Source organism: Pseudomonas sp. 37 R 15 (genome assembly GCF_900004865.1).
GTDB classification, from domain to species: Bacteria; Pseudomonadota; Gammaproteobacteria; order Pseudomonadales; family Pseudomonadaceae; genus Aquipseudomonas; species Aquipseudomonas fluorescens_AM.
The window spans coordinates 288,026-311,422 of record NZ_CVTV01000020.1 but is presented as its reverse complement, the minus strand read 5'-3'; the positions used below and the strand labels follow the sequence as shown (position 1 = coordinate 311,422).

The 23,397-nt window shown below is 62.0% G+C and carries 17 protein-coding genes and 1 pseudogene; all 18 read right to left on the bottom strand.

Annotated features, from left to right (window positions below; genetic code table 11):
- Positions 1–107: 107 nt before the first annotated feature.
- The 18 genes and pseudogenes from BFQ04_RS06625 to hutU all read right to left on the bottom strand — a co-directional run bounded on the left by BFQ04_RS06625 (position 108) and on the right by hutU (position 23,355).
- Positions 108–905 (bottom strand): transporter substrate-binding domain-containing protein, encoded by a 798-nt coding sequence (locus BFQ04_RS06625; RefSeq protein ID WP_065885769.1) that lies wholly within the window; start codon positions 903–905, stop codon positions 108–110.
- A gap of 218 nt (positions 906–1,123) precedes the next feature.
- The gene (locus BFQ04_RS06620) at positions 1,124–1,924 is read right to left on the bottom strand and encodes a transporter substrate-binding domain-containing protein (RefSeq protein WP_065950110.1); all 801 of its coding nucleotides are present in this window, start codon (positions 1,922–1,924) and stop codon (positions 1,124–1,126) included.
- Between the two features lie 184 nt (positions 1,925–2,108).
- A pseudogene (mdoH, locus tag BFQ04_RS06615) lies at positions 2,109–4,681 on the bottom strand (glucans biosynthesis glucosyltransferase MdoH); the annotation flags it as partial.
- Entirely contained in the window at positions 4,674–6,425 is a 1,752-nt protein-coding gene (locus BFQ04_RS06610; RefSeq protein ID WP_065950185.1) for a glucan biosynthesis protein G, read from the bottom strand. The pseudogene mdoH and the gene BFQ04_RS06610, both read right to left, overlap by 8 nt.
- 267 nt (positions 6,426–6,692) lie before the next feature.
- Positions 6,693–7,130: a D-aminoacyl-tRNA deacylase gene (gene dtd, locus BFQ04_RS06605; RefSeq protein WP_065950108.1), complete on the bottom strand. Its 438-nt coding sequence runs from the start codon at positions 7,128–7,130 to the stop codon at positions 6,693–6,695.
- Positions 7,127–8,098, bottom strand: a complete 972-nt coding sequence (gene pip / locus BFQ04_RS06600) for a prolyl aminopeptidase (RefSeq protein WP_065950107.1) — start codon at positions 8,096–8,098, stop codon at positions 7,127–7,129. Before pip ends, dtd begins: the two co-directional genes overlap by 4 nt.
- Positions 8,099–8,201: 103 nt before the next feature.
- A complete protein-coding gene (locus BFQ04_RS06595; RefSeq protein ID WP_065950106.1) occupies positions 8,202–9,131 on the bottom strand; it encodes an alpha/beta hydrolase in 930 nt (309 codons plus the stop codon).
- Between the two features lie 146 nt (positions 9,132–9,277).
- Complete coding sequence (locus tag BFQ04_RS06590; protein ID WP_065950105.1) at positions 9,278–10,225, bottom strand: choline ABC transporter substrate-binding protein; 948 nt, start codon at positions 10,223–10,225, stop codon at positions 9,278–9,280.
- Between the two features lie 231 nt (positions 10,226–10,456).
- Positions 10,457–11,257, bottom strand: coding sequence for an N-formylglutamate deformylase (gene hutG / locus BFQ04_RS06585; RefSeq protein WP_065950104.1), 801 nt, complete (start codon positions 11,255–11,257; stop codon positions 10,457–10,459).
- 27 nt (positions 11,258–11,284) lie between these two features.
- On the bottom strand, positions 11,285–12,490 hold the full coding sequence (gene hutI / locus BFQ04_RS06580) for an imidazolonepropionase (RefSeq protein WP_065950103.1): 1,206 nt from the start codon (positions 12,488–12,490) through the stop codon (positions 11,285–11,287).
- A gap of 15 nt (positions 12,491–12,505) precedes the next feature.
- Positions 12,506–13,915 (bottom strand): amino acid permease, encoded by a 1,410-nt coding sequence (locus BFQ04_RS06575; RefSeq protein ID WP_065950102.1) that lies wholly within the window; start codon positions 13,913–13,915, stop codon positions 12,506–12,508.
- A 161-nt stretch (positions 13,916–14,076) separates the two neighbouring features.
- On the bottom strand, positions 14,077–15,609 hold the full coding sequence (gene hutH / locus BFQ04_RS06570) for a histidine ammonia-lyase (protein ID WP_065950101.1): 1,533 nt from the start codon (positions 15,607–15,609) through the stop codon (positions 14,077–14,079).
- A 44-nt stretch (positions 15,610–15,653) separates the two neighbouring features.
- Entirely contained in the window at positions 15,654–17,162 is a 1,509-nt protein-coding gene (gene hutH / locus BFQ04_RS06565; protein ID WP_065950100.1) for a histidine ammonia-lyase, read from the bottom strand.
- Positions 17,163–17,305: 143 nt separating this feature from the next.
- Positions 17,306–18,130: a quaternary amine ABC transporter ATP-binding protein gene (locus tag BFQ04_RS06560; protein ID WP_057724461.1), complete on the bottom strand. Its 825-nt coding sequence runs from the start codon at positions 18,128–18,130 to the stop codon at positions 17,306–17,308.
- A complete protein-coding gene (locus BFQ04_RS06555; protein WP_065885736.1) occupies positions 18,127–18,978 on the bottom strand; it encodes an ABC transporter permease in 852 nt (283 codons plus the stop codon). The genes BFQ04_RS06560 and BFQ04_RS06555 overlap by 4 nt, the downstream gene beginning before the upstream one ends.
- Before the next feature lie 71 nt (positions 18,979–19,049).
- Positions 19,050–20,015, bottom strand: coding sequence for an ABC transporter substrate-binding protein (locus BFQ04_RS06550; protein WP_065885737.1), 966 nt, complete (start codon positions 20,013–20,015; stop codon positions 19,050–19,052).
- Positions 20,016–20,083: 68 nt separating this feature from the next.
- Positions 20,084–21,529 carry a purine-cytosine permease family protein gene (locus BFQ04_RS06545; protein ID WP_065950099.1) on the bottom strand — a complete coding sequence of 482 codons (1,446 nt, stop codon included), beginning with the start codon at positions 21,527–21,529 and terminating at the stop codon, positions 20,084–20,086.
- A 155-nt stretch (positions 21,530–21,684) separates the two neighbouring features.
- Positions 21,685–23,355 (bottom strand): urocanate hydratase, encoded by a 1,671-nt coding sequence (gene hutU, locus BFQ04_RS06540; protein WP_065950098.1) that lies wholly within the window; start codon positions 23,353–23,355, stop codon positions 21,685–21,687.
- Positions 23,356–23,397: the final 42 nt, after the last annotated feature.

The following is a 23,397-nucleotide window of genomic DNA, read 5'->3' as shown; positions in this document are numbered from 1 at the left end:
GTGTTGCCTGGTAGGCCGCCATCGGGGGCAAGCCCCCTCCCACAGGCAAGCGCATTCCAAATGTGGGAGGGGGCTTGCCCCCGATACAGGCAACTCGGTCTTAAGCCTTATTCCATGTCTTTGAGCCACTCGGAGCTCTTGAACCACTTGTCATGGATGCGATCGTAGGTGCCGTCGTTCCTGATCTGGTGCAGGAAGTTATTGATGAAGTTGACGCTGTCGTAGTCGCCTTTCTTCAAGCCGAACGCCAGGGGCTCAAAGGTGAAGGGTTCTTCCAGGAATACCAGCTTGCCATTGCCGACTTTCTTCTCGGCCACCACGTTGTAAGGCGCGTCGTAGACAAAGGCGTCGGCCTTGCCGTTGACCACGTCCAGCACGCCTTCCTGCTCGTTGTCGTAGCCGTGGTACTTGGCTTTGGCGATCAGCTTCTTGGCGACCATCTCACCGGTGGTGCCCAGCTTGGAGGTCAGGCGGTATTTTTCATCGTTCAGGTCTTTGTAGGACTTGATGGTGCCTTCCAGCTCCTTGCGAATCAGCAGGGTCTGGCCGACCACGATGAAGGGTTCGCTGAAGTTCAGGCGCAGGTTGCGCTCCTGGGTCAGGGTCATGCCGCTGCCGATCATGTCGAACTTGCCGGTCAGGAAGGCCGGGATGATACCGTCGTAGCCGGTGGACACCAGCTCCAGCTTGACGCCCATGGACTTGGCCATGGCCTTGAGGATGTCGACTTCGAAACCGATGATTTCACCGCGTTTGTCGGTCATTTCGAACGGCATGTAGGTCGGGTCCATGCCGACTTTCAGCGTGCCGCGCTTGACCGCATCATCGATGGCGCCAGCCTGTGCCGCAGTCGCCGCCACCAGTGCGGTGACGCCGAGCATCAGCATCGAAAGATACTTTTTCATCATCAAGACCCCTGAACGTTTTTTGTAAGGTCGGCGCAGTATGGGCTGCGCCATTTCGGGGTGCGATCCTAACCCACTCGTTGCCCGTCACAAAGGCTTCACGGCTAAATGTTATCGGCCTCTGCAACAGAACCCTTTCGGCACCGCGCCTGACCAAAGGCCTAGACATGTCAGCGTATGGGCTCATTGATGAGTTGATGTGTAAGTAGTTATGACGATCACTCAATTTCCGCGATCCAGGCAGTGTCCCTGAACCACTTGTCATGCAGTTGATCGTAAGTGCCGTCCTGGGCCACTTGGTTGAGGAAATGATTGATCCAGTTGACGCTGTCGTAGTCACCCTTCTTCAGGCCGAACGCCAGGGGCTCAAAGGTGAAGGGTTGCTCCAGCGTCAGTAGTGCGCTGTTCTCGGGCCGGGCCATCGCGATCAGGTTGTAGGGCGCATCGTAAATAAACGCGTCGGCCTTGCCTTCCACCACTTGGCGCACGCCCTCCTCCGGCGTGGTGAAACGCTTGAGCCGGGCCGCCCCCAGGAAACGCTGCGCCGCTGCCTCGCCGGTGGTGCCTTCGGTGACTGCGATCAGATAGCCTGACTCGTCCAGGTCTTCGATACTCGATGCTTTGCCGGCCAGGCGCGGATGCAGCAGGACCGACTGGCCCACCACGATAAAAGAGTCACTGAAGTTGAGGTACAGGTTGCGCTCCTGGGTGACCGTCATGCCGCTGCCGATCAGGTCGAACTTCTGCGCCATCAGTCCCGACAGCAACTCCGTGTAGGGCACCGCGACCAGTTCGAGTTCAACCCCCAGCGCGCGGCTCATCGCCTGGAGCAGGTCGATCTCGAAGCCGACGATGCGTCCCTGCTTGTCCGTCATTTCGAACGGTACGTAGGTCGGCGTGGTGCCTACTTTCAGCACGCCACGGCGCACAGCGTCGTCAATCGCCCCGGCAGAGAGCAAGCCGGTGTAAATCAATGCGACAACACCCATCAACAGTGCCGAACAATACCTTTTGAACATGTGTGCCCCCGTGGCGCGTCAAATTTGGGGGGCGATGCTACCCCAGCCACAGGCACGGCAATACGCCTCGCACGAAGGTCTTTTGTTTCGAAATAACAAGGAGTTAGCGAGGAAAGGAAGAGGCGCTAAACGCTGTAGGACCAGCGCTTGAAACACCCCCGAGGTGGGCCCTCGGGGGCGTCTGAATCAGGCCGGTTGAGCCTGGGACGACAGCGGTTGCAGCGGTAGCAATGGCGCGTGCGGATCAGCCTTGATCGACGCACGCCAAGCGTCCAGCCACTCGGCATGGCCTTCGCTCCACACCTGTTCATGCAAGCGAGCCAGTGCCACCGGGTCGCTGAGCAGGGCCAGGCGTTCGCTGTTGTTGAGGCCGGCCGGGCCGACTTTCAACGCGTGGCGAACACGCTCCACGCGCAGGTACTCGATCGGCTCCGCCTCGCGGTGGCGCGAGGTCGCCAGGGCACAGGCCAGGGCGTTCTGCTGCGGGTCGACCACCGAACGCACAAAGCCGTCATTGAGCGCGTGCCAACGGTTTTCATGGGTGTACTTCTCGGTCGACAGCAGTGCCTGCGGCGGATTGTATTCCTCGGGGATCAGGAACAGGCTCTCATCGCGGGACTTGAGGCCCAGCTTGACCCGGCTGGAGATCACCGACACCGGGATCGACAGCATCAGCGAACCGACGATCGGGATCAGCCACCACAAGAAGCTCGGGTTCAGCCACACCACCAGCAACGCCCACAAAAAGCCCAGCAAGGTCTGCGGACCGTGACGCTTGACCGCTTCGCTCCACGGCGTTGAGTCGTCGTCGCGCTGCGGTGAGTTCCAGGTCGCGGCCCAGCCGAGGAACGCGGCCAGTACGAAGCGGGTGTGGAAGATCATGCGCACCGGCGCCAGCAGCATGGAGAACAGCATCTCCAGCAACATCGACAAGGTCACCTTGAACTTGCCGCCGAACTCTTTCGCGCCCTTGGCCCAGATCAGGATGATGCTCAGCAGTTTAGGCAGGAACAGCAGCACGATCGTGGTGGAGAACAGTGCCACCGCCTTGTCCGGATGCCATTGCGGCCACAGCGGGTACAACTGGCGTGGCGCCATGAAGTACTGCGGCTCCATCAGGGTGTTCACCGCCAGCAACGCCGTGGACAGCACCAGGAAGAAGAACCACAACGGCGCCGACAGGTAGGACATCACGCCGGTCAGGAACACCGCACGGTGCACCGGGTGCATGCCTTTGACCAGGAACAGGCGGAAGTTCATCAGGTTACCGTGGCACCAGCGACGGTCACGCTTGAGTTCGTCCAGCAGGTTCGGCGGCAGCTCTTCGTAGCTGCCCGGCAGGTCGTAGGCAATCCACACGCCCCAGCCGGCGCGGCGCATCAGCGCTGCTTCAACGAAGTCGTGAGAGAGGATCGCACCGGCAAACGCGCCTTTACCCGGCAACGGCGCCAGGGCGCAGTGCTCGATAAACGGCTTCATGCGGATGATTGCGTTGTGGCCCCAGTAATGGGACTCACCCAACTGCCAGAAGTGCAGGCCGGCGGTAAACAGCGGACCATAGACGCGGGTGGCGAACTGCTGCATGCGCGCATACAGGGTGTCCATGCCCGACGCACGCGGCGCGGTCTGGATAATCCCGGCATCCGGCGTGGCTTCCATCAGGCGTACCAGGCTGGTCAGGCATTCGCCGCTCATCACGCTGTCGGCGTCGAGCACCACCATGTACTTGTAGTCACCGCCCCAGCGACGGCAGAAGTCGTCGAGGTTGCCGCTCTTGCGCTTGACGCGACGACGACGGCGGCGATAGAAAATCTTGCCGAAACCACCGGCTTCGCGGCACACGTCGAGCCAGGCTTGCTGTTCGGCAATGCAGATATCCGCTTCATTACTGTCGCTGAGCACGAAGAAGTCGAAACGGTCCAGGTCGCCGGTCGCGGCCACCGATTCGAACGTGGCGCGCAAACCGGCGAATACCCGCGGCACGTCTTCGTTACAGATCGGCATCACCAGCGCGGTACGCGCATCCTTGGGAATCGGCTCATCGCCGGCACTTTTACCGGAGATACGGTATTTGTCGTGACCGGTCAGCAGCTCGAGGAAGCCCATCAGCGCGGTCCAGAAACCGGCCGACACCCAGCAGAACAGAATCCCGAACATGATCAGGATGCTGGTCTGCAGTGCGTAAGGCAGTACCTGGGTAGCGGTTTGCAGCAGGGTCTGGTTGCGGATCTCGTCGAAGTCGACCAGCGACCAGCCCTGGTACGGCATGATGCCTTTCATGTACCAGCCGGCCACGATGGTCTGGCCCAGCATCAGCACCAACAGGATATAGCGGCGGATCGAACCCACGGTACGCCAGCGCGCGGCGGGCAGTACCCGTTCGTCCTTCGGCGGCTTCGGCGGGTTGGTGCGCCCGGTCATCCGGCGCCAGCCGCGTACCAGGATGTTGGTGCGCCAAGGCTCGGGCACCACTTTGGTCCGACGGATCGGCGGCGTGGCCTTCAGGCAGACGCGGCCGCTGGCGTCGAGCGCCAGCATCTCCGCGTCCTGCAGCTCTTCGGCCGTGCTCAAGGTCAGCCTGCGGCCCACCGACGCCTGGGCAGCGTCGGTGGGTGCGTCGAAGGTGGCGGACGACAGGCGTTCGTGCAGCTCGCTGAAGGAGCTGCAGCCCGCCAGCTCGGCGCGCTGCTCAGCCGTCATGGGGAGATGCGCCAGGTACTCGCTCAGAGTTTCCGGCTTGACTTGTGAATTACTCATCGGCAGGCAACTGGTAGCTCCAGGTTTCGGTCAGGACTTGCTCGGTCTTGGCCGGCTCGGGCGTGACAGGGGCCGGTGCAGCTTCTGGCTGCTTGGCGTCCTTGTCCTTCGCCTCTTTGGCGTCTTTCTTGGCCTGTTTTTCGTGTTGCTTGGCCAGGACCTTGTCAGCCTTGAGCACGTGGGTCGAGACCTGTTCAGGCTCGGCCTGTGCAATTTCCTGCACCAGCGCCGCACGCATTTCAGTCGGCTTGCTCGCGTCCTTGATCTTCATGCGCAGGGTCAGGCGCCAGCCTTTGGTGTGCTCGTTGTAGCGCACGCTGTTTTCAACCAGTTCGGCGTTGTCGCCAACGCTCACCTGGCTGCGCACCGGTGCGTCCGGCAGCAGTTTCTTCAGGGCCGGGCCCTCGAAGTCCACCAGATAAGCCACGCTGCCGTCCGGCTGACGGATCAGGTTGGATTGCTTCACGTCACCGGTGGAACGCAGGGTCTGCTTGACCCAGGCGCTGTCCGGCGAATGGAAGGCGGCATCGTCCAGCGTCCAGTGCAGGCGGTAGGACACGTCCAGCGGCTTGCCGACTTCCGGCAGTTCGGCCGGGCTCCAGAAAGCAACGATGTTGTCGTTGGTTTCGTCAGCGGTCGGAATCTCTACCAGGTCGACGCTGCCTTTGCCCCAGTCGCCCTCAGGTTCGATCCAGGCGCTTGGGCGCTTGTCGTAGTTGTCGTCCAGGTCTTCGTAGTGGCTGAAGTTGCGACCGCGTTGCAGCAGGCCGAACCCACGCGGGTTTTCCACGCTGAAGTTGCTGACCGACAGGTGTTTAGGGTTGTTCAGCGGGCGCCAGATCCACTCGCCATTGCCGGCATGGATCGACAGGCCGCTGGAATCGTGCAGCTCACGACGGTAGTTGAGGACCTTGGACGGCTGGTTGGCGCCGAACAGGAACATCGAGGTCAGCGGGGCCACGCCCAGCTTGCTCACTTTGTCGCGCAGGTACATCTGGGACTTGACGTCGACCACGGTGTCGGTGCCCGGACGCAGGATCAGGCGGTAGGCACCCGTCGCACGCGGCGAATCCAGCAGGGCGAAGATCACCAGGTGCTTGTCGCCCGGCTTCGGACGCTCGATCCAGAACTCGGTGAAACGCGGAAATTCTTCACCGGACGGCAACGCCGTGTCGATCGCCATGCCACGGGCGGACAGGCCATACACCTGGTCCTTGCCAACGACGCGGAAATAGCTGGCGCCGAGCATGGTCATGATTTCGTCTTGCTTGTCGGCCTTGTTGATCGGGAACAGCACCCGGAAGCCGGCATAACCCAGCTGTTCGGTGGCTTTCGGATCAAACTTTACGTCACCAAAATCGAAACGATTCGGGTCGTACTTGATTTCCTGGACGCTGTCGGCGGTGACTTCATTGATTTTCACCGGGGTATCGAAGTGCATACCCTGGTGATAGAAGGACAGCTTGAACGGGGTGTTCTGATCGGCCCACTCGGCTTTTTCATTGCGGAAACGAATCTTCTGGTAATCAGCGAATTTCATTTCGCGGAATTCGTTCGGCAGATTGCTGCGCGGAGCTTCGTATTTCTGCCCAGCCAGCTCTTTTGCCTTGGCCGATACATCGTCCAGACTGAATGCCCACAGTTGACCCGCGCCGAACAGGCAAAACAGGGCAGAGCCCGTCACCAGTGCGTTTCGTAACCGTTTGGCAGACAATTTTGGTGCATTACAGGGACTAACAATCACGAGCAACCCTCGCCGAAAACAGATCAAAAAACCAACGGCCAGCTATCTATATGCCAGGTTGGCGAGCATTGTTCCGACTCCGCAGGGGCAAAATGATTCCCCACTGCTTTGTCGGACAAGTCTCTACCTAAGTCAAAAATGGACCAAACAACGCTGATCCCCGTAGCGCGCGATTATCTAGCAGCCCGCGAGACAACGCATCAGGGACAACGAAGTATTTGTAGCGAAACCCTGCGTTTTTAGGCATTAAAGTCGTTTTTCATGCATTCAGGTCTGTAACAGAAAGGTCACAGGGCCATCATTGACCAAATGCACCTGCATATCTGCGCCAAAACGCCCTGATGCCACCTTGCCATGCAATTGTTGCGCTTGTAACAACACATGATCAAAAAGCGTCGCTCCGAGTGCCGGCGGGGCCGCCGTGGAGAAGCTCGGCCGCAGCCCGCTTTTGGTGTCCGCCGCCAGGGTGAACTGCGACACCAGCAGCAAACCGCCGTCGATGTCTTTCAACGACAGGTTCATCTTGCCCTCATCGTCGCTGAACACCCGATAGTTAAGCAGCTTATGCAGCAGTTTGTCGGCGCTTTCAGGCGTATCTGAAGGTTCGACGGCCACCAGCACCAGCAAACCCTGGTCAATTGCCCCGACTATTTCGCCGGCCACCTCGACGCGGGCGCCGCGCACCCGTTGCAACAAGCCCTTCATGCTTCCTCAGGCGGTAAATCAAGCAGGCGTCGTGCCATTTCGCCGGTTGCGCGGACCAGCGCATCGGTAATGCCAGGCTCGGACGCGGCATGCCCCGCCTCGCGGATCACCTGCAGTTCACTGTTCGGCCAGGCCTGATGCAGCTCCCAGGCGTTATCCAACGGGCAAATCATGTCGTAGCGGCCGTGGATGATGACCCCGGGCAAATGGGCGATCTTGTGCATATCGCGAATCAGCTGGTCAGGCTCCAGGAACGAGTTATTGGTGAAGTAATGGCATTCGATGCGGGCAATGGACAAGGCACGCTGCGGCTCGGAGAAGCGCTCGACATGCTGCGGGCTTGGGCACAGGCCCAGCATGCGCCCTTCCCAGCCGGACCAGGCCTTGGCCGCATGCATCTGGGCGATCTGGTCGTTGCCGGTCAGACGCTTGTGATACGCCGCGATCATGTCGTGACGCTCTTCCACCGGGATCGGTGCCAGGTAGTCCTGCCAGTAATCCGGAAACAGCCGGCTCGCGCCCTCCTGGTAGAACCAGCGGATGTCCTGAGGGCGCGCCAGGAAAATGCCGCGCACGATCAAGCCATGCACACGCTCGGGGTGGGTTTGCGCGTAAGCCAGGGACAGCGTCGACCCCCAGGAGCCACCGAACAGCACCCATTTGTCGATACCCAGGTGCTCGCGGATGCGCTCAAGGTCGGCGACCAGGTCCCAGGTGGTGTTGTTTTCAAGGCTGGCGCGGGGAGTGGAGCGTCCGCAACCGCGCTGGTCGAAGGTGACGATGCGGTACAGGTTCGGATCGAAGTAGCAACGGCTCTGCGCGTCGCAACCGGAGCCGGGGCCGCCATGGATGAACACCACAGGCAGGCCCTCGGGGGAGCCGCTTTCATCGACGTACAGGGTGTGAACATCATCGACTGCCAGATCGTGCCGGGCATAGGGTTTGATCTGCGGGTACCAAGTCTGCATTGCGCGCTCCGTGGGGTGTCGGGTTCATCCCTGGGGGGACGTCTATTATTCTGCCGTCAGGCATCATAAACCCGAATTGTGCAATGAGCATGTCCTTGAACGCTTAGACCTGTGTCAGCAGCTCGCCATCCAGGTAATCCAGCAGATAACGGTACAGGTGGTCGACTTCTTCCACTTGGCCGCGTGCACGCAGGCAGCCATGGACCAGCCCCTTGCCGGGGTACAGAACGGTGTCCACGCCCGCCGCTTGCAGACGCTCGGCGTAAAGCCTGCCATCGTCGCGCAGCGGGTCGAACTGGGCCACGGCGATCAGGGCCTTGGGTAATCCACTGAACACCTCGGCCAGCAGAGGCATGGCGTATGGCGAGGGTTTGCCCGTGCCACACAGGTACAACGCCAGGTAGTCATCGGTGTCGGCACTGCTGAGCAAGGGTGCATCCATGCAGTCACGGCGCGAAGGCAAGTCGGCGGGGCCACCCAGGCCTGGATAAACCAGCACTTGGGCGCGGGGCATTGGTTGTCGGTCGTCTCGTAGCCCCAGGCACAGCGCCGCCGCCAGGTTACCGCCGGCGCTGTCGCCCATCACCACCAGCCTTTTCAGATTGATGACATGCGGCCCCTCGCCGGCCTGGATCGCCTTCCATACCGCCCGGCAGTCCTCGTAGGCCGCCGGAAACGGATGCTCTGGGGCCAGCCGGTAGTCGATGGCGATCACCAGCACGTGGAGCTTTTCAGCCAATTCACAGCAGATGAAGTCATGGGAGTCCAAGCCACCGACGACCCAACCGCCACCGTGCATATAAAGCAGACATGGCCAGCCGCCGGTTGGCGTGGGGTTGCTCGATTGATAGCTGCGCACCCACACCCCACCAAGATTGAAGTCCGACAGCTGCTGCCCGCGCGGGCGGGGCGGCGTGAAGGCCTGGCACATGCGCTCATAAGCCTGGCGCAGACTGGCCAAGGAAGAGTCGTCGCTGGTGAACGACTCGGTTTTCTCGACGAAGGCCGCCAGCTGCGGAGAAATCGGGTACATGCGCTGCCTCTCTCACAGTGAAGATCAAGTGTGGGAGGGGGCTTGCTCCCCGATAGCGGAATAACGGTATATCAGCCAGCACCTGTGTCGACTGGCCCGACGTCATCGGGGGCAAGCCCCCTCCCACATTTTGATTTTCATTTGACTTAGGGTTTCAGGTACGCCTGGACGGCCGCTACTCCATCGCGGCCATCGAACGCCGTGACTCCAGCCAGCCAACGCTGCAGATCCTCGGGATGGTCGCGCAGCCATTTCCTGGCGACGTCCTGCGGCGACTGACGCGCCATGATCGGCACCATCAACTGGCTTTCCTGAGCGGCGGTGAAGCTCAGATTGGTGAGCAACCGGTTGGCATTCGGGCAACGCTCGGCAAAATCCGGAGCGGTCACGGTAGACACCGTGGCGCGACCTTCATCAGGGCCGAACACATCTTCACTGCCGGTGAGGTAGGCCATGTTCATGTTGATGTTCATCGGGTGAGGCGTCCACCCCACAAACACCACGAACTCCTTGCGATTCACCGCCCGCTGCACGGCGGCGAGCATGCCCGCCTCGCCAGAGGCCACCAGCTTGAAGCCGCCCAGGCCAAAGCGATTGGTGTCGATCATCTTCTGGATATCGGTATTGGCGCCGCTGCCGGGCTCGATGCCATAGATCTTGCCACCCAGCTTGTCCTTGAAACGGGCGATATCGGCAAACGTCGTCAACCCGGCATCGGCCACATACTGCGGCACCGCCAAGGTAGCCTGGGCATCGGCCAGGCTCGGCGTGCCGAACACCTTGACCTGCTTGGCCGCCAGGAACGGCGAAATATTGTTGTCCATCGCCGGTTTCCAGTAGCCGAGGAAGATATCCAGGCGCTTGTCGCGGATACCGGCAAAGATGATCTGCTGCACGGCGCTGATCTGTTTGCTGTCGTAGCCCAGGCCGCTGAGCAACACGTCGGCCATGCCGGAGGTGGCGACCACGTCGGTCCAGCTGACCACGCCCATGCGCACGGTTTTGCAGGAGGCCGGTTCAGCGGCCGTGGCATAGCTGCTCACATAGCCACTGAGCAAGGCGGCACCGCAGAGGATCAACGAAAGTCGTTTCATGAAAGAGGTCTCACGCGGCAGCTTATTGTGGGGAGTGGCGTCTGGTGCGCCCTACTCACCACCTTACCCAGCCGGCCCGCGATCAAAGCGACCTGTGGCGACCGGCAATTGCACTGAGACGACTGTCAGCGCGTCATCGGGGTAGAGACGCTCCCACATTTGGAAGGCTGAACGCGGTCAACAATGTGCGAGCGGGCTTGCTCGCGAAAGCTATTGCAGAAGCCCCAAAGATTACGGGTAGTGCTTCTGCCCCCAAGCCACGAACTCTTCCAGCAACTGCCTCAACACCACCCGCGTCGGCGCGGCCAAGTCCTCGCGATAGCGAAACGGCTCGAACTCCTCCATATACGTGCTCTGGCACAACTCCAACTGCACCGCATGGATATCCTGCGCCGGATCGCCGTAATGCCGGGTAATGTGGCCGCCCTTGAAGCGCCCGTTCAGCACATGGCTGTATTGGGGATGCTGGGCGCAGATGGCTTCCAGCTGGCCGGCCAATTCTGGATCGCATGCAGCGCCATTGAAGGTGCCGAGGTTGAAGTCCGGCAATTTGCCGTCGAACAGGTGCGGGATCACCGAGCGGATCGAATGCGCGTCGAACAGCAACGCGTAGCCGAATTCGGCCTTGAGGCGCGCCAGCTCTTCCTGCAGCGTGCGGTGATACGGGCCCCAGATTTTTTGCAGATAAGTGGCGCGCTCGGCCTCGGACGGTGTCTGCCCTTCGCGGAACAACGGCACGCCATCGAACAGCGTCTCCGGGTACAGGCCGGTGGTGGCGCCCGCATAGAGCGGCGTGTTATCGGATGGCCGGTTCAGGTCGATGACGAACCGCGAGTACTCGGCCGACAACGTGCTGGCGCCCAATGCTTCGGCAAAGTCATACAGCATGGGGATATGCCAATCGGTGTCGGGCAGGCTTTGCGCCTCGGGGATCAACCCGGCTTCGACCGCAGGCGTCAGAAGCAGGCCGGCGTGGGGCATGCTGATCAGCAGCGGTACGCGGCCTTGTTTGAATGTCAGAACCTTCTCCACAACAATGCTCCCTATTCACAAAGGCAGTTAAACAGTGACATCGACGCCATGGCGTACGACGCGTTTATCCAGCTCGCCGCCCAGCCAATAGGCCAGGTCGGCGGGGCGATCGATCTGCCAGGCGACAAAATCGGCGACCTTGCCCACTTCCAGCGAACCATGGGTGTCGCCCATGCCCAGCGCGGTGGCCGCGTGTTGCGTGGCGCCGGCCAGGGCTTCTTCCGGGGTCATGCGGAACAGGGTGCAGGCCATGTTCAGCATCAGGCGCACCGACAGGGCCGGCGAGGTGCCGGGGTTGAGGTCGCTGGCGATGGCAATCTTCACACCGTGCTTGCGCAGGGCGTCCATCGGCGGCAATTGGGTTTCGCGCAGGAAGTAGAAAGCGCCTGGCAGCAACACGGCAACGGTGCCGGCAGCGGCCATGGCGATGGCATCTTCCTCGGTCATGAACTCCAGGTGGTCCGCCGACAACGCCTGATAACGCGCGGCCAGGCTGGAACCGTGCAGCGACGAGAGTTGCTCGGCGTGCAGCTTCACCGGCAAGCCCAGTTGCCGGGCAACTTTAAACACGCGCTCGACCTGCTCGGTGGAGAACGCCAGGTATTCACAGAACGCATCCACCGCATCCACCAGCCCTTCCGCCGCCAGGGCCGGCAGCATTTCATTGCAGATGTGCTCGATGTAGTCATCGGCGCGGTCCTTGTACTCCGGCGGCAGCGCATGAGCCGCCAGGCAGGTGGCGCGCACACTCACCGGCAGCGCTTCACCCAGGCGCCGCGCCACGCGCAGCATCTTGCGTTCGTTGGCCAGGTCCAGGCCGTAGCCGGACTTGATCTCTACCGTGGTCACGCCGTCGCGCAAAAGACTGCGCAGGCGCTTTTCGGCACTGGCAAACAATTCATCTTCCGTCGCGGCACGCGTGGCCCGCACGGTGCTGGCAATACCACCGCCCTGGGCCGCGATGTCGGCGTAGCTGACGCCTTCAAGGCGCTGCTCGAATTCGCCGCTGCGGTTGCCGCCGAACACGGTGTGGGTGTGGCAGTCGATCAGTCCAGGCGTGACCCACGCGCCTTGCAGGTCATGCACCTGGGCGTAATCGGCTGTCGGCGCTTGGCTGCGCGGGCCGATCCACTCGATGAGCGAACCCGCAGTCACCATGGCAGCATCCTCGATGATCGAGTATTTGCCCTGGGCCATGGTTGCGACGTGACAGTGTTGCCAAAGGGTTTTCATCAACGCCTCCCTAAGTTATCGATGAGACAAGGCCGGTTCGTAATGAACCTTGGCCGCTTGCCCGGCAGCGGGCTTGACCCACAGCAGGTAGGCAACGATCAGCAGCACGATCCATACCGCACCGACCATCAAGGCCGCCTGGGTGTCGGGGAAGTAACCGAGCACGCCAAACACAAACAGCATGAACACAATGGCCGCTGCCGGCGCATAGGGCCAGAACGGCACCGGGAATTTCAGTTCGGCGACCTGCTCCTTGCTCATCGAGCGGCGCATGGCGACCTGGGTGAACAGGATCATCAGCCACACCCACACAGTGGCGAAGGTGGCAATCGAGGCGATCAGCAGGAACACGTTTTCCGGGATCAGGTAGTTGAGCACCACGCCGCCAAGCAGCGCAGCCCCCATCACCAGCACAGTCATCCACGGCACGCCATGCCTGGACAATTGCGCGAACCCTTTGGGCGCCTGCCCTTGCTGGGCCAGGCCGTACATCATGCGGCCGGCGCCGAAGATGTCACTGTTGATGGCCGATACCGCCGCCGAGATCACCACGATATTGAGGATGGTCGCCGCCGAGCCGATCCCCAGGTTACTGAAAATCTGCACAAACGGGCTGCCCTGGCTGCCAATCTGCGGCCATGGGTAGATCGCCATCAGCACCAACAGGGTCAGCACGTAGAACAGCAGGATGCGCAGCGGTACGGCGTTGATTGCCTTGGGGATCACGCGCTGCGGGTCCTTGGCTTCCCCGGCGGTGATGCCGATGATTTCGATACCGCCGAAGGCAAACATCACCACGGCGAAGGACGCGATCAAGCCGCCGATGCCGTTGGGCATGAAACCGCCATGCGCCCACAAATTGCTCAGGCCGGCAGCCTGGGTTTCACCGGCCGAATGAATACCGAACAGCATGATGCCGAAGCCGCCGAGGATCATCGCCACGATGGCGCCGACTTTAAGCAGCGACAGCCAGAACTCCATTTCGCCAAACACTTTGACGTTGCACAGGTTCAGGCCACCGATCAGAAACACGATGCCCAGCACCCAGACCCAACGGGCGACCTCGGGAAACCAGAAGCCCATGTAGATACCGAAGGCGGTGACGTCGGCCAGGCAGACGATGATCATTTCAAAGGCGTAGGTCCAGCCGAGGATAAACCCGGCCATGGGCCCCAGGTAGGTGCTGGCGTAGTGGCCGAAGGAGCCGGATACGGGGTTGTGCACGGCCATTTCGCCGAGGGCGCGCATCACCATGAAGACTGCGGCGCCGCCGATCAGGTAGGCCAGCAGCACGGCGGGGCCGGCCATCTGGATGGCGGAGGCGGAGCCGTAGAACAACCCGGTACCGATCGCGGAACCGAGTGCCATGAAGCGAATATGTCGGGCGTTGAGCCCGCGTTTCAAACCTTTTTCTGGCTGGTGCATTTCTCTTCCCTAGTTATTTTTATCCCGAGAAAAAACGACCTCTCCCGTAGGAGCGAGCTTGCTCGCGAAAAACCTGAGAACGCCCAGGGGTGTCAGGTTTCTCGCGTCATCGTTGGTGATTTTCGCGAGCAAGCTTGCTCCTACAGTGGGGCGGCGGTGGGTTACAGGCTTGGCAGCAACCTGGCCGGCACCAGCTCGTTCAGGCAGCGGCTGGCGAGCAGTTCGCTGGCGGCGATGATGTCCGGGGCGAAGAAGCGGTCCTTGTCGTAGAACGCCACTTTGTCGCGCAGCAGGCCACGGGCTTTTTCAAGCGCTGGCGAGGTTTTCAAGCCGTCGCGCAGGTCCAGGCCCTGGCAGGCGGCGAGCCACTCCACGGCAAGAATGCCACGAGTGTTCTCGGCCATTTCCCACAGGCGCTTGCCCGCAGCCGGGGCCATGGACACGTGGTCTTCCTGGTTGGCCGACGTCGGCAGGCTGTCGACGCTATGGGGATGGGCCAGTGCCTTGTTCTCACTGGCGAGCGCCGCAGCGGTGACCTGGGCGATCATGAAGCCGGAGTTGACCCCGCCGTTACCCACCAGGAACGGCGGCAGTTGCGACATGTGCTTGTCCATCATCAACGAGATACGGCGCTCACTGAGCGAGCCGATTTCGGCAATCGCCAACGCCATGTTGTCGGCCGCCATGGCCACCGGCTCGGCGTGGAAGTTACCGCCGGAAATCACATCGCCCTCGGCCGCGAACACCAGCGGGTTGTCCGACACGGCGTTGGCCTCGACCACCAGCACCTCGGCGGCCTGGCGGAACTGGGTCAGGCAGGCGCCCATCACTTGCGGCTGGCAGCGCAGGGAGTAAGGGTCTTGCACCTTGTCGCAGTTCTGGTGCGACTGGGACACCTGGCTGCTTTCTCCGAGCAGATCGCGATAGGCCGCAGCGGCATCGATCTGCCCACGCTGGCCGCGTGCGGCATGAATCCGCGCGTCGAACGGCGAGCGCGAGCCGAGCACCGCTTCCACGGTAAGGCCACCGCACGCGAGGGCGCCGGCGAACAGGTCTTCGCCTTCAAACAGGCCGCGCAAGGCATAGGCGGTGGACACCTGGGTGCCGTTGAGCAGGGCCAGGCCTTCTTTGGCGGCGAGGGTCAGCGGCGTGAGGCCGGCGACTTTCAGCGCGTCGCTCGCCTCCAGCCATTCGCCCTTGTAGCGCGCCTTGCCTTCGCCGAGCAGCACCAGGGACATATGGGCCAACGGCGCCAGGTCACCGGATGCACCGACCGACCCTTTAAGCGGAATGTGCGGGTACACCTCGGCGTTGATCAGCGCGATCAGCGCGTCGATCACCTGCCGACGAATCCCGGAGAACCCACGGCTCAGGCTGTTGACCTTGAGCACCATGACCAGCCTGACCAGCGCATCGCTGATGGGCTCACCCACGCCGGCAGCGTGGGACAGCACCAGGGAACGCTGGAGGTTTTCCAGGTCTTCACTGGCGATGCGGGTCGAGGCCAGCAGGCCGAAACCGGTGTTGATGCCATACGCGGTGCGGTTCTCGGCGAGAATCTGCTCCACGCAGGCAACACTGGCTTCGATCTGCGCCGTGGCGCTGTCATCCAGGCTGAGGGTTACCGGCTGCTGGTAGATGGCCCGCAGTTGGGCAAGGCTCAGTTGGCCTGGAATCAGGTTTAGCGCAGTCACATTCGTTCTCCTTGTGAATTGTTCTACTTCTTTTGAGTAAGTGCTCAGTGCAAATTCGGTAGTGCAGTGTCTTTGAGCAGCGTGGCAGCCGCAGCAATATCCGGCGCCAGCCAGCGGTCCTGCTCATACGCGGGGACCACTTCGCGCAGCAGGCGCCAGGCGCGGTCGGTGCCGGCGCCGAAGCGCTGGCCCTTGAGGAACTCGAACGCCTGGGCCGCCAGCAGGTATTCGATGGCGAGAATCTGGGTAACGTTGAGCAACACCTGATGCAGCTTGAGCGCGGCATTGGTGCCCATGCTCAAGTGGTCTTCCTGCAGGCCCGACGTGACGAAATTGTCGAGCACCGCCGGTTGCGCCAACTGACGGTTCTGCCCACACAAGGACGCGGCGACGTACTGCACGATCATCATTCCGGAGTTGACCCCGGGGTTGCTCACCAGGAACGCCGGCAGGCCGCTGACGTGCGGGTTGATCAGGCGGTCCAGGCGGCGTTCGGCCACTGAGCCGATCTCGGCCATGGCGATGGCCAGCATGTCGGCCGCCAGCGCTACGGACTGGCCGTGGGGGTTGGCCTGGGACACCACGCGGTAGTTGTCCGGCGTGCCGAGCACCAGCGGGTTATCCGTGGCGCTGTTGAGTTCGGTCTCGATCTGACGGGTGGCGTGCGCCACCTGGTCGCGCGCCGCGCCATGGATCTGCGGGATCGAGCGGATGCTCAGAGCGTCCTGGGTACGGATGCCTTTGCTGCCAGCGATCACCTCGCTGCCGTCGAGCAACGCACGCAGATTGTTGCCCACTTGCTGCATACCGGGGTGCGGCTTGAGGGCAATGATCTCTGCGTCGAACGCATCGATCTGGCCGCGCTGGGCTTCGAAGCTCATGGCGCCGATCACGTCGGCCCATTGCAGCAAGTGGTGCGCATCGGCCAGGGCCAGGCAGCTCAGGCCGGTCATGCACGGCGTACCGTTGACCAGGCACAGGCCATCCTTGGCGCCGAGTACCACCGGCTGCAAACCTTCAGCGGCCAAGGCTTCTTGCGCGGTCACAACCTGGCCGCGATAGCTGACGTTGCCGACACCGAGCAGCGCCACGCCGACATGGGCCATGTGGGTCAGATAGCCCACCGAGCCCTGGGACGGTACCTGTGGCGTGATGCCGTGATTGAGCAGTGCCAGCAGCGCCTGCACCACTTGCCGATGCAGGCCGGATTTGCCGTGGCTGTAGTTGATGATGGCGGCGCAGATGATCGCGCGCGTCTGCTCGTCGCTCAATACCGGGCCGACGCCGCAGGCGTGGCTGAGCAAGGTATTGCGCGACAACTGGCTCAGTTGCGCGCCCTCAAGCGACACGTTGCACAGCGCGCCCAGGCCGGTGTTCACGCCATACGCGCGTTCGCCGCTGGCGACGATGCACTGCACGACGGCCTGGGCATTGTCGATGCGCGCCCAGGCGTGGCTCGAGAGCTCGAGCACTGCGCCGTGGCGGGCGACGGCGGCGACGTCCTGCCAGCGCAGTGGGGCGTCGGCGATGATGATTGTTGTTGCCTGGGGCATCTTTGTACCTTCTTCAATTCTTTTGCAGCCTTACCGGCCCTATCGGGGGCAAGCCCCCTCCCACATTTTGATCTGTGAATACTTTCAAGTGTGGGAGGGGGCTTGCCCCCGATGAGGCCAGCAGCCTCAGCACCAGACCCGGATCAGACCACCGCCGCCCGCCGCTGAACAAACCGGTCCACATACTCATCCGCCGGCGAGTGCAAAATCTCCCGCGGCGTGCCGACCTGAATCAACTTGCCGTCCTTGAGGATCGCAATGCGGTTACCGATACGCACGGCCTCGTCGAGGTCATGGGTAATAAACACGATGGTCTTGTGCAGGGTCTTTTGCAGCTCGAGCAACTGGTCCTGCATCTCGGCGCGGATCAGCGGGTCGAGGGCGCTGAAGGCTTCGTCCATCAGGATGATGTCGGTGTCGGCGGCCAAGGCGCGGGCCAGGCCCACACGTTGACGCATGCCGCCGGAGAGCTGGTGCGGGTATTTGTTTTCATAGCCTTTGAGGCCCACGGTTTCGATCCAGTGCAGCGCGCGTTCGGCGCAGACCTGCTTGGTCTCGCCACGCACTTTCAGGCCATAGGCGACGTTGTCGAGCACGCTCTTGTGGGGCAACAGGCCGAAGCTCTGGAACACCATGCTGATCTTGTGGCGACGGAATTGACGCAGGGCTTCCATGTCCAGCTGCAGGATGTCTTCGCCATCCACCAGGATCGCGCCGCTGGTGGGGTCGATCAGGCGGTTGAAGTGACGCACCAGCGTGGATTTGCCGGAGCCCGACAGCCCCATGATCACGAAGATTTCACCGGTAGCGATGCTCAGGGACAGATCGTTCACGCCGACCACGCAGCCGGTCTCGGCCAATACCTGGTCCTTGGTCTTGCCCTGGCCGATCAGCGCCAGCGCTTCCCTGGAGCGGTTGCCGAAGATCTTGAAGACGTTTTTGACTTCGATTTTGCTGACGCTAGTCATTTGCTCGCCTCATGCCGTGGACGACCATAGGCCTGGGTAATGCGGTCGATGACCACTGCAAGAATCACGATCGCCAGACCGGCTTCCAGGCCTCGCCCGACGTTGAGGGTCTGGATGCCGACGAGTACGTCCTCACCCAAGCCACGGGCGCCGATCATCGAGGCGATCACCACCATCGACAACGCCATCATGGTGGTCTGGTTGATACCCGCCATGATGCTCGGCAGCGCCAACGGCAGTTGCACGCCGAACAGTTGCTGCCAGCGGTTGGCGCCGAAAGCGTTGATGGCTTCCATGACTTCGCCGTCGACCTGGCGAATGCCCAAGTCGGTCAGGCGGATCAGCGGCGGCGCAGCGTAAATGACCGTGGCGAAAATCGCCGGCACCTTGCCCAGGCCAAACAACATCAGCACCGGGATCAGGTACACGAAGCTGGGCATGGTTTGCATGATGTCGAGCAACGGCATCAGCACCGAGCGCAAGCGATTGCTGCGCGCGGAAAGGATGCCCAGGGGAATGCCGATCAGCACCGAGATCACCGTGGCGACCATCATCAGCGCCAGGGTCTGCATCAGTTTGTCCCACAGGCCGACCGCGCCGACGAGGAACAACAAACCGACGATCACAGCCGTGGTCACCACCTTGCGGGTGGCATGCCAGGCGATGACGCCGACGATGGCCAGCATCAGCCACCAGGGCGCCGCGCGCAGCAGCCCTTCCAGATTGACGATGGCCCACAGCAGGGTATCGGAAATGTGCCGGAACACATCGCCGTAGTTGGTGACCAGCGAGTCCACCCAACCGTTGACCCAGTCGGCGATGGAAAACGTAAAACTCTCGGGAAACATAGCGTGCTCTCGATCCAGTGGGTTGAGGCCAGGCGTCCGGCTGCCTCTCAGGGTAGCCGGACACGCTTTACCTACAAGGCCGCGTCGATTTTCCTGGCGGCGTCTTCGCTCACCCAGGCGTGCCAGACTTCAGGATGTTCCTTGAGGAAAATTTTCGCCAGCTTCGGCGACTCGATCCGTTCCTTGGCCATGCGGCCCAGGTTCTGGTTCAGCAGGTCGATGGGCAGGTTGACCTTTTCCAGCACGGCCACCAGTTCCGGCGCTTGCTCGTGGAAGGTCTTGGACAGGCCGACCTTGATGCTCACGCTTTTATCCACACCGGGCTTTTCTTCCAGCTTGACCAGGTCCACCTGGCCCATCAGCGGCGTCGGCGACCAGTAGTAGAACAGGATCGGCTCGCCGCGCTTGTAGCTCGAGAGTACCGCCGCATCCAGCGCCGGGCCGGTGCCTGGGCGGAAGTTGGTGTAGGTGCTTTCCAGGCCGTAGCTCTTGAGCATTTCGCTGTTGTCCAGTTCGCAGGTCCAGCCGGCCGGGCAGTTGTAGAAGCGCCCCTTGGACGGTTCTTCCTGGTCCTTGAACACGGCGGCGTATTTGGCCAGGTCAGCGATGTTCTTCAGGTCCGGGGCCTTCGCTTCCAGCTTGCGCTTGGCGTCGCCTTCGATCACATAGCGCGGCACGTACCAGCCTTCAACCGCGCCAACCACCGGCGCGCCGACGCCGACGACCTTGCCGGCCTTCTCGGCCTTGTTCCAGACTTCGCTGCGGCCCACCCACTCCTCGGCAAACACCTGGATGTCATTACTGCTCAGGGCGTTTTCCATGGTGATGGAGTTGCCCGGCAGGCTGTCGGTTTTGCAGTCGTAGCCCTTCTCCAGCACGGTTTGCAGGATGTCGGTGAGCAACATGCCGCTTTCCCAGTTCAGCCCGGCGAATTTCACCGGCTTGCCGGATTCGCACCAGCCGGCCGCCTGGGCACCGGCGCTTGCCAGCAAGCCCGCAGACAGCAACGTGGTCAGCAGGGTCTTATGCATTTTCATTATGTGACGCTCCCAATCATGAAATGGATTACGGCAGTCAAAAGGCATCCTGCCTTGTCCACGTCCCGTCAGGCCTGCGCAGCCAGCCCGTCTGTTGTGAGTAAAGCGCCCTGCTCTTTCGGCAGGATCAGATGATCGGGCACCGTGCCGTGCCATTTTTTCGCACACACGTAATACACGGCTGCAGGCAGCACCAGGCCGATGATCCAGGAAACATCCACGCCCCCCAGCGCAGCCACCAGGGGCCCCGTGTAGAACTTGGTTGAGATGAACGGCAACTGCACCAGCACGCCGAAGACATAGACGCTGATCCCCAACAGGTTCCAGCGACCGTAGCGACCGTTCGGGTCGGCCAGTGCCGGCACGTCGTAGCGTTCGCGGGTGATGCAGTAGTAATCCACCAGGTTGATCGCGCTCCACGGCGTGAAGAACGCCAACAGGAACAGGATGAACGACTTGAACGCACCGAGGAACGAGTGCTGGCCGAGCAATGCGATCAGGGTTGCCGTACCGACGATGACGAGCACGAACACCAGGCGCTGCAGACGCGTGACCTCCAGGCGGCCACGGAAACCGCTGATGATGGTCGCAATGCACATGAAGCTGCCGTAGGAGTTGAGCGTGGAGATGGTGACCTTGCCGAACGCGATGCTGAAGTACAGCAACGCCGCGGTGGCCCCCGTACCGCTCAAGCCAACGATGTAGGCCACTTCATGCCCGGCGAATTGGCCGTTGGACATGGCGGCGGCAAACACACCGAGCACCATCGCCACCTGTGCACCCATCACCGAGCCCGCGCCCGCGGCGAAGAAGGTTTTCACCGATGACGTCTGGCTCGGCAGGTAACGCGAATAGTCCGCCACGTAGGGGCCGAAGGCGATCTGCCAGGAAGCCGCGAGCGACACGGCCAGCAGAAAACTGCTCCAGCTGAAGTGACGGATCTGCAGGAGCGCGCCAACATCGGTCTGGCTCATCAGGCGGCTGAACAGGTAGACAAAGGCAATCACGCCGATGACGCTGGCGACACGCCCGATGAAATGGATCACCCGGTAACCGAGCACCGTGACCAGCACGATGACACTGGCGAAAATCAGGATGCCGACGCTGTCGCTGACCCCGAACAACTGGCCCAGCGCCTGCCCCGACAGCACGGTGCCGGTGGCGGTGAAACCCAGGTACATCAGGCACACCAGCACGATCGGGATGGCCGCGCCATACACGCCGAACTGCACCCGGCTGGAGATCATCTGCGGCAAACCAAGCTTGGGGCCTTGCGCCGCATGCAACGCCATGACGCCGCCGCCGATCAGTTGACCGACCAGCAGGCCGATCAACGACCAGAACACATCACCGCCCAGCACCACGGCCAGGGCCCCGGTGACAATCGCGGTGATTTGCAGGTTGGCGCCCATCCACAGGGTGAACTGGCTCAATAGACGACCATGTCTTTCCGCTTCCGGGATGTAGTCGATCGAACGCCTTTCGATCAACGGGGTGGTGTCGTTCGCAGCCATGTTGTTCAACCTCTGATGGATTGTCTTGGGTTTGCCGCCGATCCAATGTGGGAGGGGGCTTGCCCCCGATAGCGGTGGTTCAGTCACCTGACCTGCTGGCTGATACATTGCCATCGGGGGCAAGTCGAATCGTCGCACCGCCCCTCCCACATGGGTTACTTGATCATCGGCAGATTCAGGCCCTGTTCCTTGGCGCAATCGATAGCGATCTGGTAACCCGCATCCGCGTGACGCATCACCCCGGTCGCCGGGTCGTTATGCAGCACGCGCGCAATGCGTTCGGCCGCTTCGTCGGTACCGTCACACACGATCACCATGCCAGAGTGCTGCGAGAAGCCCATGCCGACGCCGCCGCCGTGATGCAACGAAACCCAGGTCGCGCCACTGGCGGTGTTGAGCAAGGCGTTGAGCAGCGGCCAGTCGGACACGGCGTCGGAACCGTCCTGCATGGATTCGGTTTCGCGGTTCGGGCTGGCGACCGAGCCGGAGTCGAGGTGGTCGCGGCCGATCACGACCGGTGCCGACAATTCGCCGCTGCGCACCATTTCGTTGAAGGCCAGGCCCAGCTTGGCGCGCTGGCCCAGGCCCACCCAGCAGATACGCGCCGGCAGGCCCTGGAAGCTGATGCGCTCGCGCGCCATGTCCAGCCAGTTGTGCAGGTGGGCGTCGTCGGGGATCAGCTCTTTGACTTTGGCGTCGGTCTTGTAGATGTCCTGCGGGTCACCGGACAGCGCCGCCCAGCGGAACGGGCCGATGCCACGGCAGAACAGCGGGCGGATGTAGGCCGGTACGAAACCCGGGAAGTCGAAGGCGTTTTCCACGCCCTCTTCCTGGGCCATCTGGCGGATGTTATTGCCGTAGTCGAACGTCGGGATGCCCTGCTTCTGGAACTCAAGCATGGCTTTGACGTGCACGGCCATCGACTGCTTGGCGGCCTTGATCACGGCGGCGGGCTCGGTCTTGGCGCGGGCGCGGTATTCGTCCCAGGTCCAGCCGGCCGGCAGGTAGCCGTTGAGCGGGTCGTGGGCGCTGGTCTGGTCGGTGACCATGTCCGGGCGCACGCCACGCTTGACCAGTTCCGGCAGGATTTCGGCGGCGTTGCCCAGCAGGGCGATGGAGATGGCTTTGCCTTCCTGGGTGTACTTGGCGATGCGCGCCAGGGCGTCGTCGAGGTCGGTGGCTTGCTCGTCGACATAGCGGCTGTTCAAGCGGAAATCGATGCTGACCTGCTGGCACTCGATGTTCAGCGAGCAGGCGCCGGCCAGGGTCGCGGCCAGCGGTTGTGCGCCACCCATGCCGCCCAGACCGGCGGTGAGCACCCAACGGCCCTTGAGATTCGAGTCGTAATGCTGGCGACCGGCTTCGACGAAGGTTTCGTAGGTGCCCTGGACGATGCCCTGGCTGCCGATATAGATCCAGCTGCCGGCGGTCATCTGGCCGTACATGGCCAGGCCCTTGGCATCCAGTTCGTTGAAGTGTTCCCAACTGGCCCAATGCGGCACCAGGTTGGAGTTGGCGATCAACACGCGCGGCGCGTTGCTGTGGGTCTTGAACACGCCGACCGGCTTACCGGATTGCACCAGCAGGGTTTCGTCATCGTTCAGATGGGTGAGGCTCTCGACGATCTGGTCGTAGCACTCCCAGTTGCGCGCCGCGCGACCGATACCGCCGTATACCACCAGTTCCTTGGGGTTCTCGGCCACTTGCGGGTCGAGGTTGTTCATCAACATGCGCAGCGGCGCTTCGGTCAGCCAGCTTTTGGCGGTGAGCGTGTTACCGCGGGCGGCGCGGATTTCGACGTCACGGTATTTTGTAGGCTTGGTCACTGCTAGGACTCCTCGGCGATCGATGCGCGGACTTGAATGGTG

Coding starts and splice junctions, on each gene's coding strand:
- BFQ04_RS06625 (WP_065885769.1), bottom strand. CDS start 905: ATGAAAAAGTATCTTTCGATGCTGATGCTCGGCGTCACCGCACTGGTG.
- BFQ04_RS06620 (WP_065950110.1), bottom strand. CDS start 1,924: ATGTTCAAAAGGTATTGTTCGGCACTGTTGATGGGTGTTGTCGCATTG.
- dtd (WP_065950108.1), bottom strand. CDS start 7,130: ATGAAGGGCTTGTTGCAACGGGTGCGCGGCGCCCGCGTCGAGGTGGCC.
- pip (WP_065950107.1), bottom strand. CDS start 8,098: ATGCAGACTTGGTACCCGCAGATCAAACCCTATGCCCGGCACGATCTG.
- BFQ04_RS06595 (WP_065950106.1), bottom strand. CDS start 9,131: ATGTACCCGATTTCTCCGCAGCTGGCGGCCTTCGTCGAGAAAACCGAG.
- BFQ04_RS06590 (WP_065950105.1), bottom strand. CDS start 10,225: ATGAAACGACTTTCGTTGATCCTCTGCGGTGCCGCCTTGCTCAGTGGC.
- hutI (WP_065950103.1), bottom strand. CDS start 12,490: ATGAAAACCCTTTGGCAACACTGTCACGTCGCAACCATGGCCCAGGGC.
- BFQ04_RS06575 (WP_065950102.1), bottom strand. CDS start 13,915: ATGCACCAGCCAGAAAAAGGTTTGAAACGCGGGCTCAACGCCCGACAT.
- hutH (WP_065950100.1), bottom strand. CDS start 17,162: ATGCCCCAGGCAACAACAATCATCATCGCCGACGCCCCACTGCGCTGG.
- BFQ04_RS06560 (WP_057724461.1), bottom strand. CDS start 18,130: ATGACTAGCGTCAGCAAAATCGAAGTCAAAAACGTCTTCAAGATCTTC.
- BFQ04_RS06555 (WP_065885736.1), bottom strand. CDS start 18,978: ATGTTTCCCGAGAGTTTTACGTTTTCCATCGCCGACTGGGTCAACGGT.
- BFQ04_RS06550 (WP_065885737.1), bottom strand. CDS start 20,015: ATGAAAATGCATAAGACCCTGCTGACCACGTTGCTGTCTGCGGGCTTG.
- BFQ04_RS06545 (WP_065950099.1), bottom strand. CDS start 21,529: ATGGCTGCGAACGACACCACCCCGTTGATCGAAAGGCGTTCGATCGAC.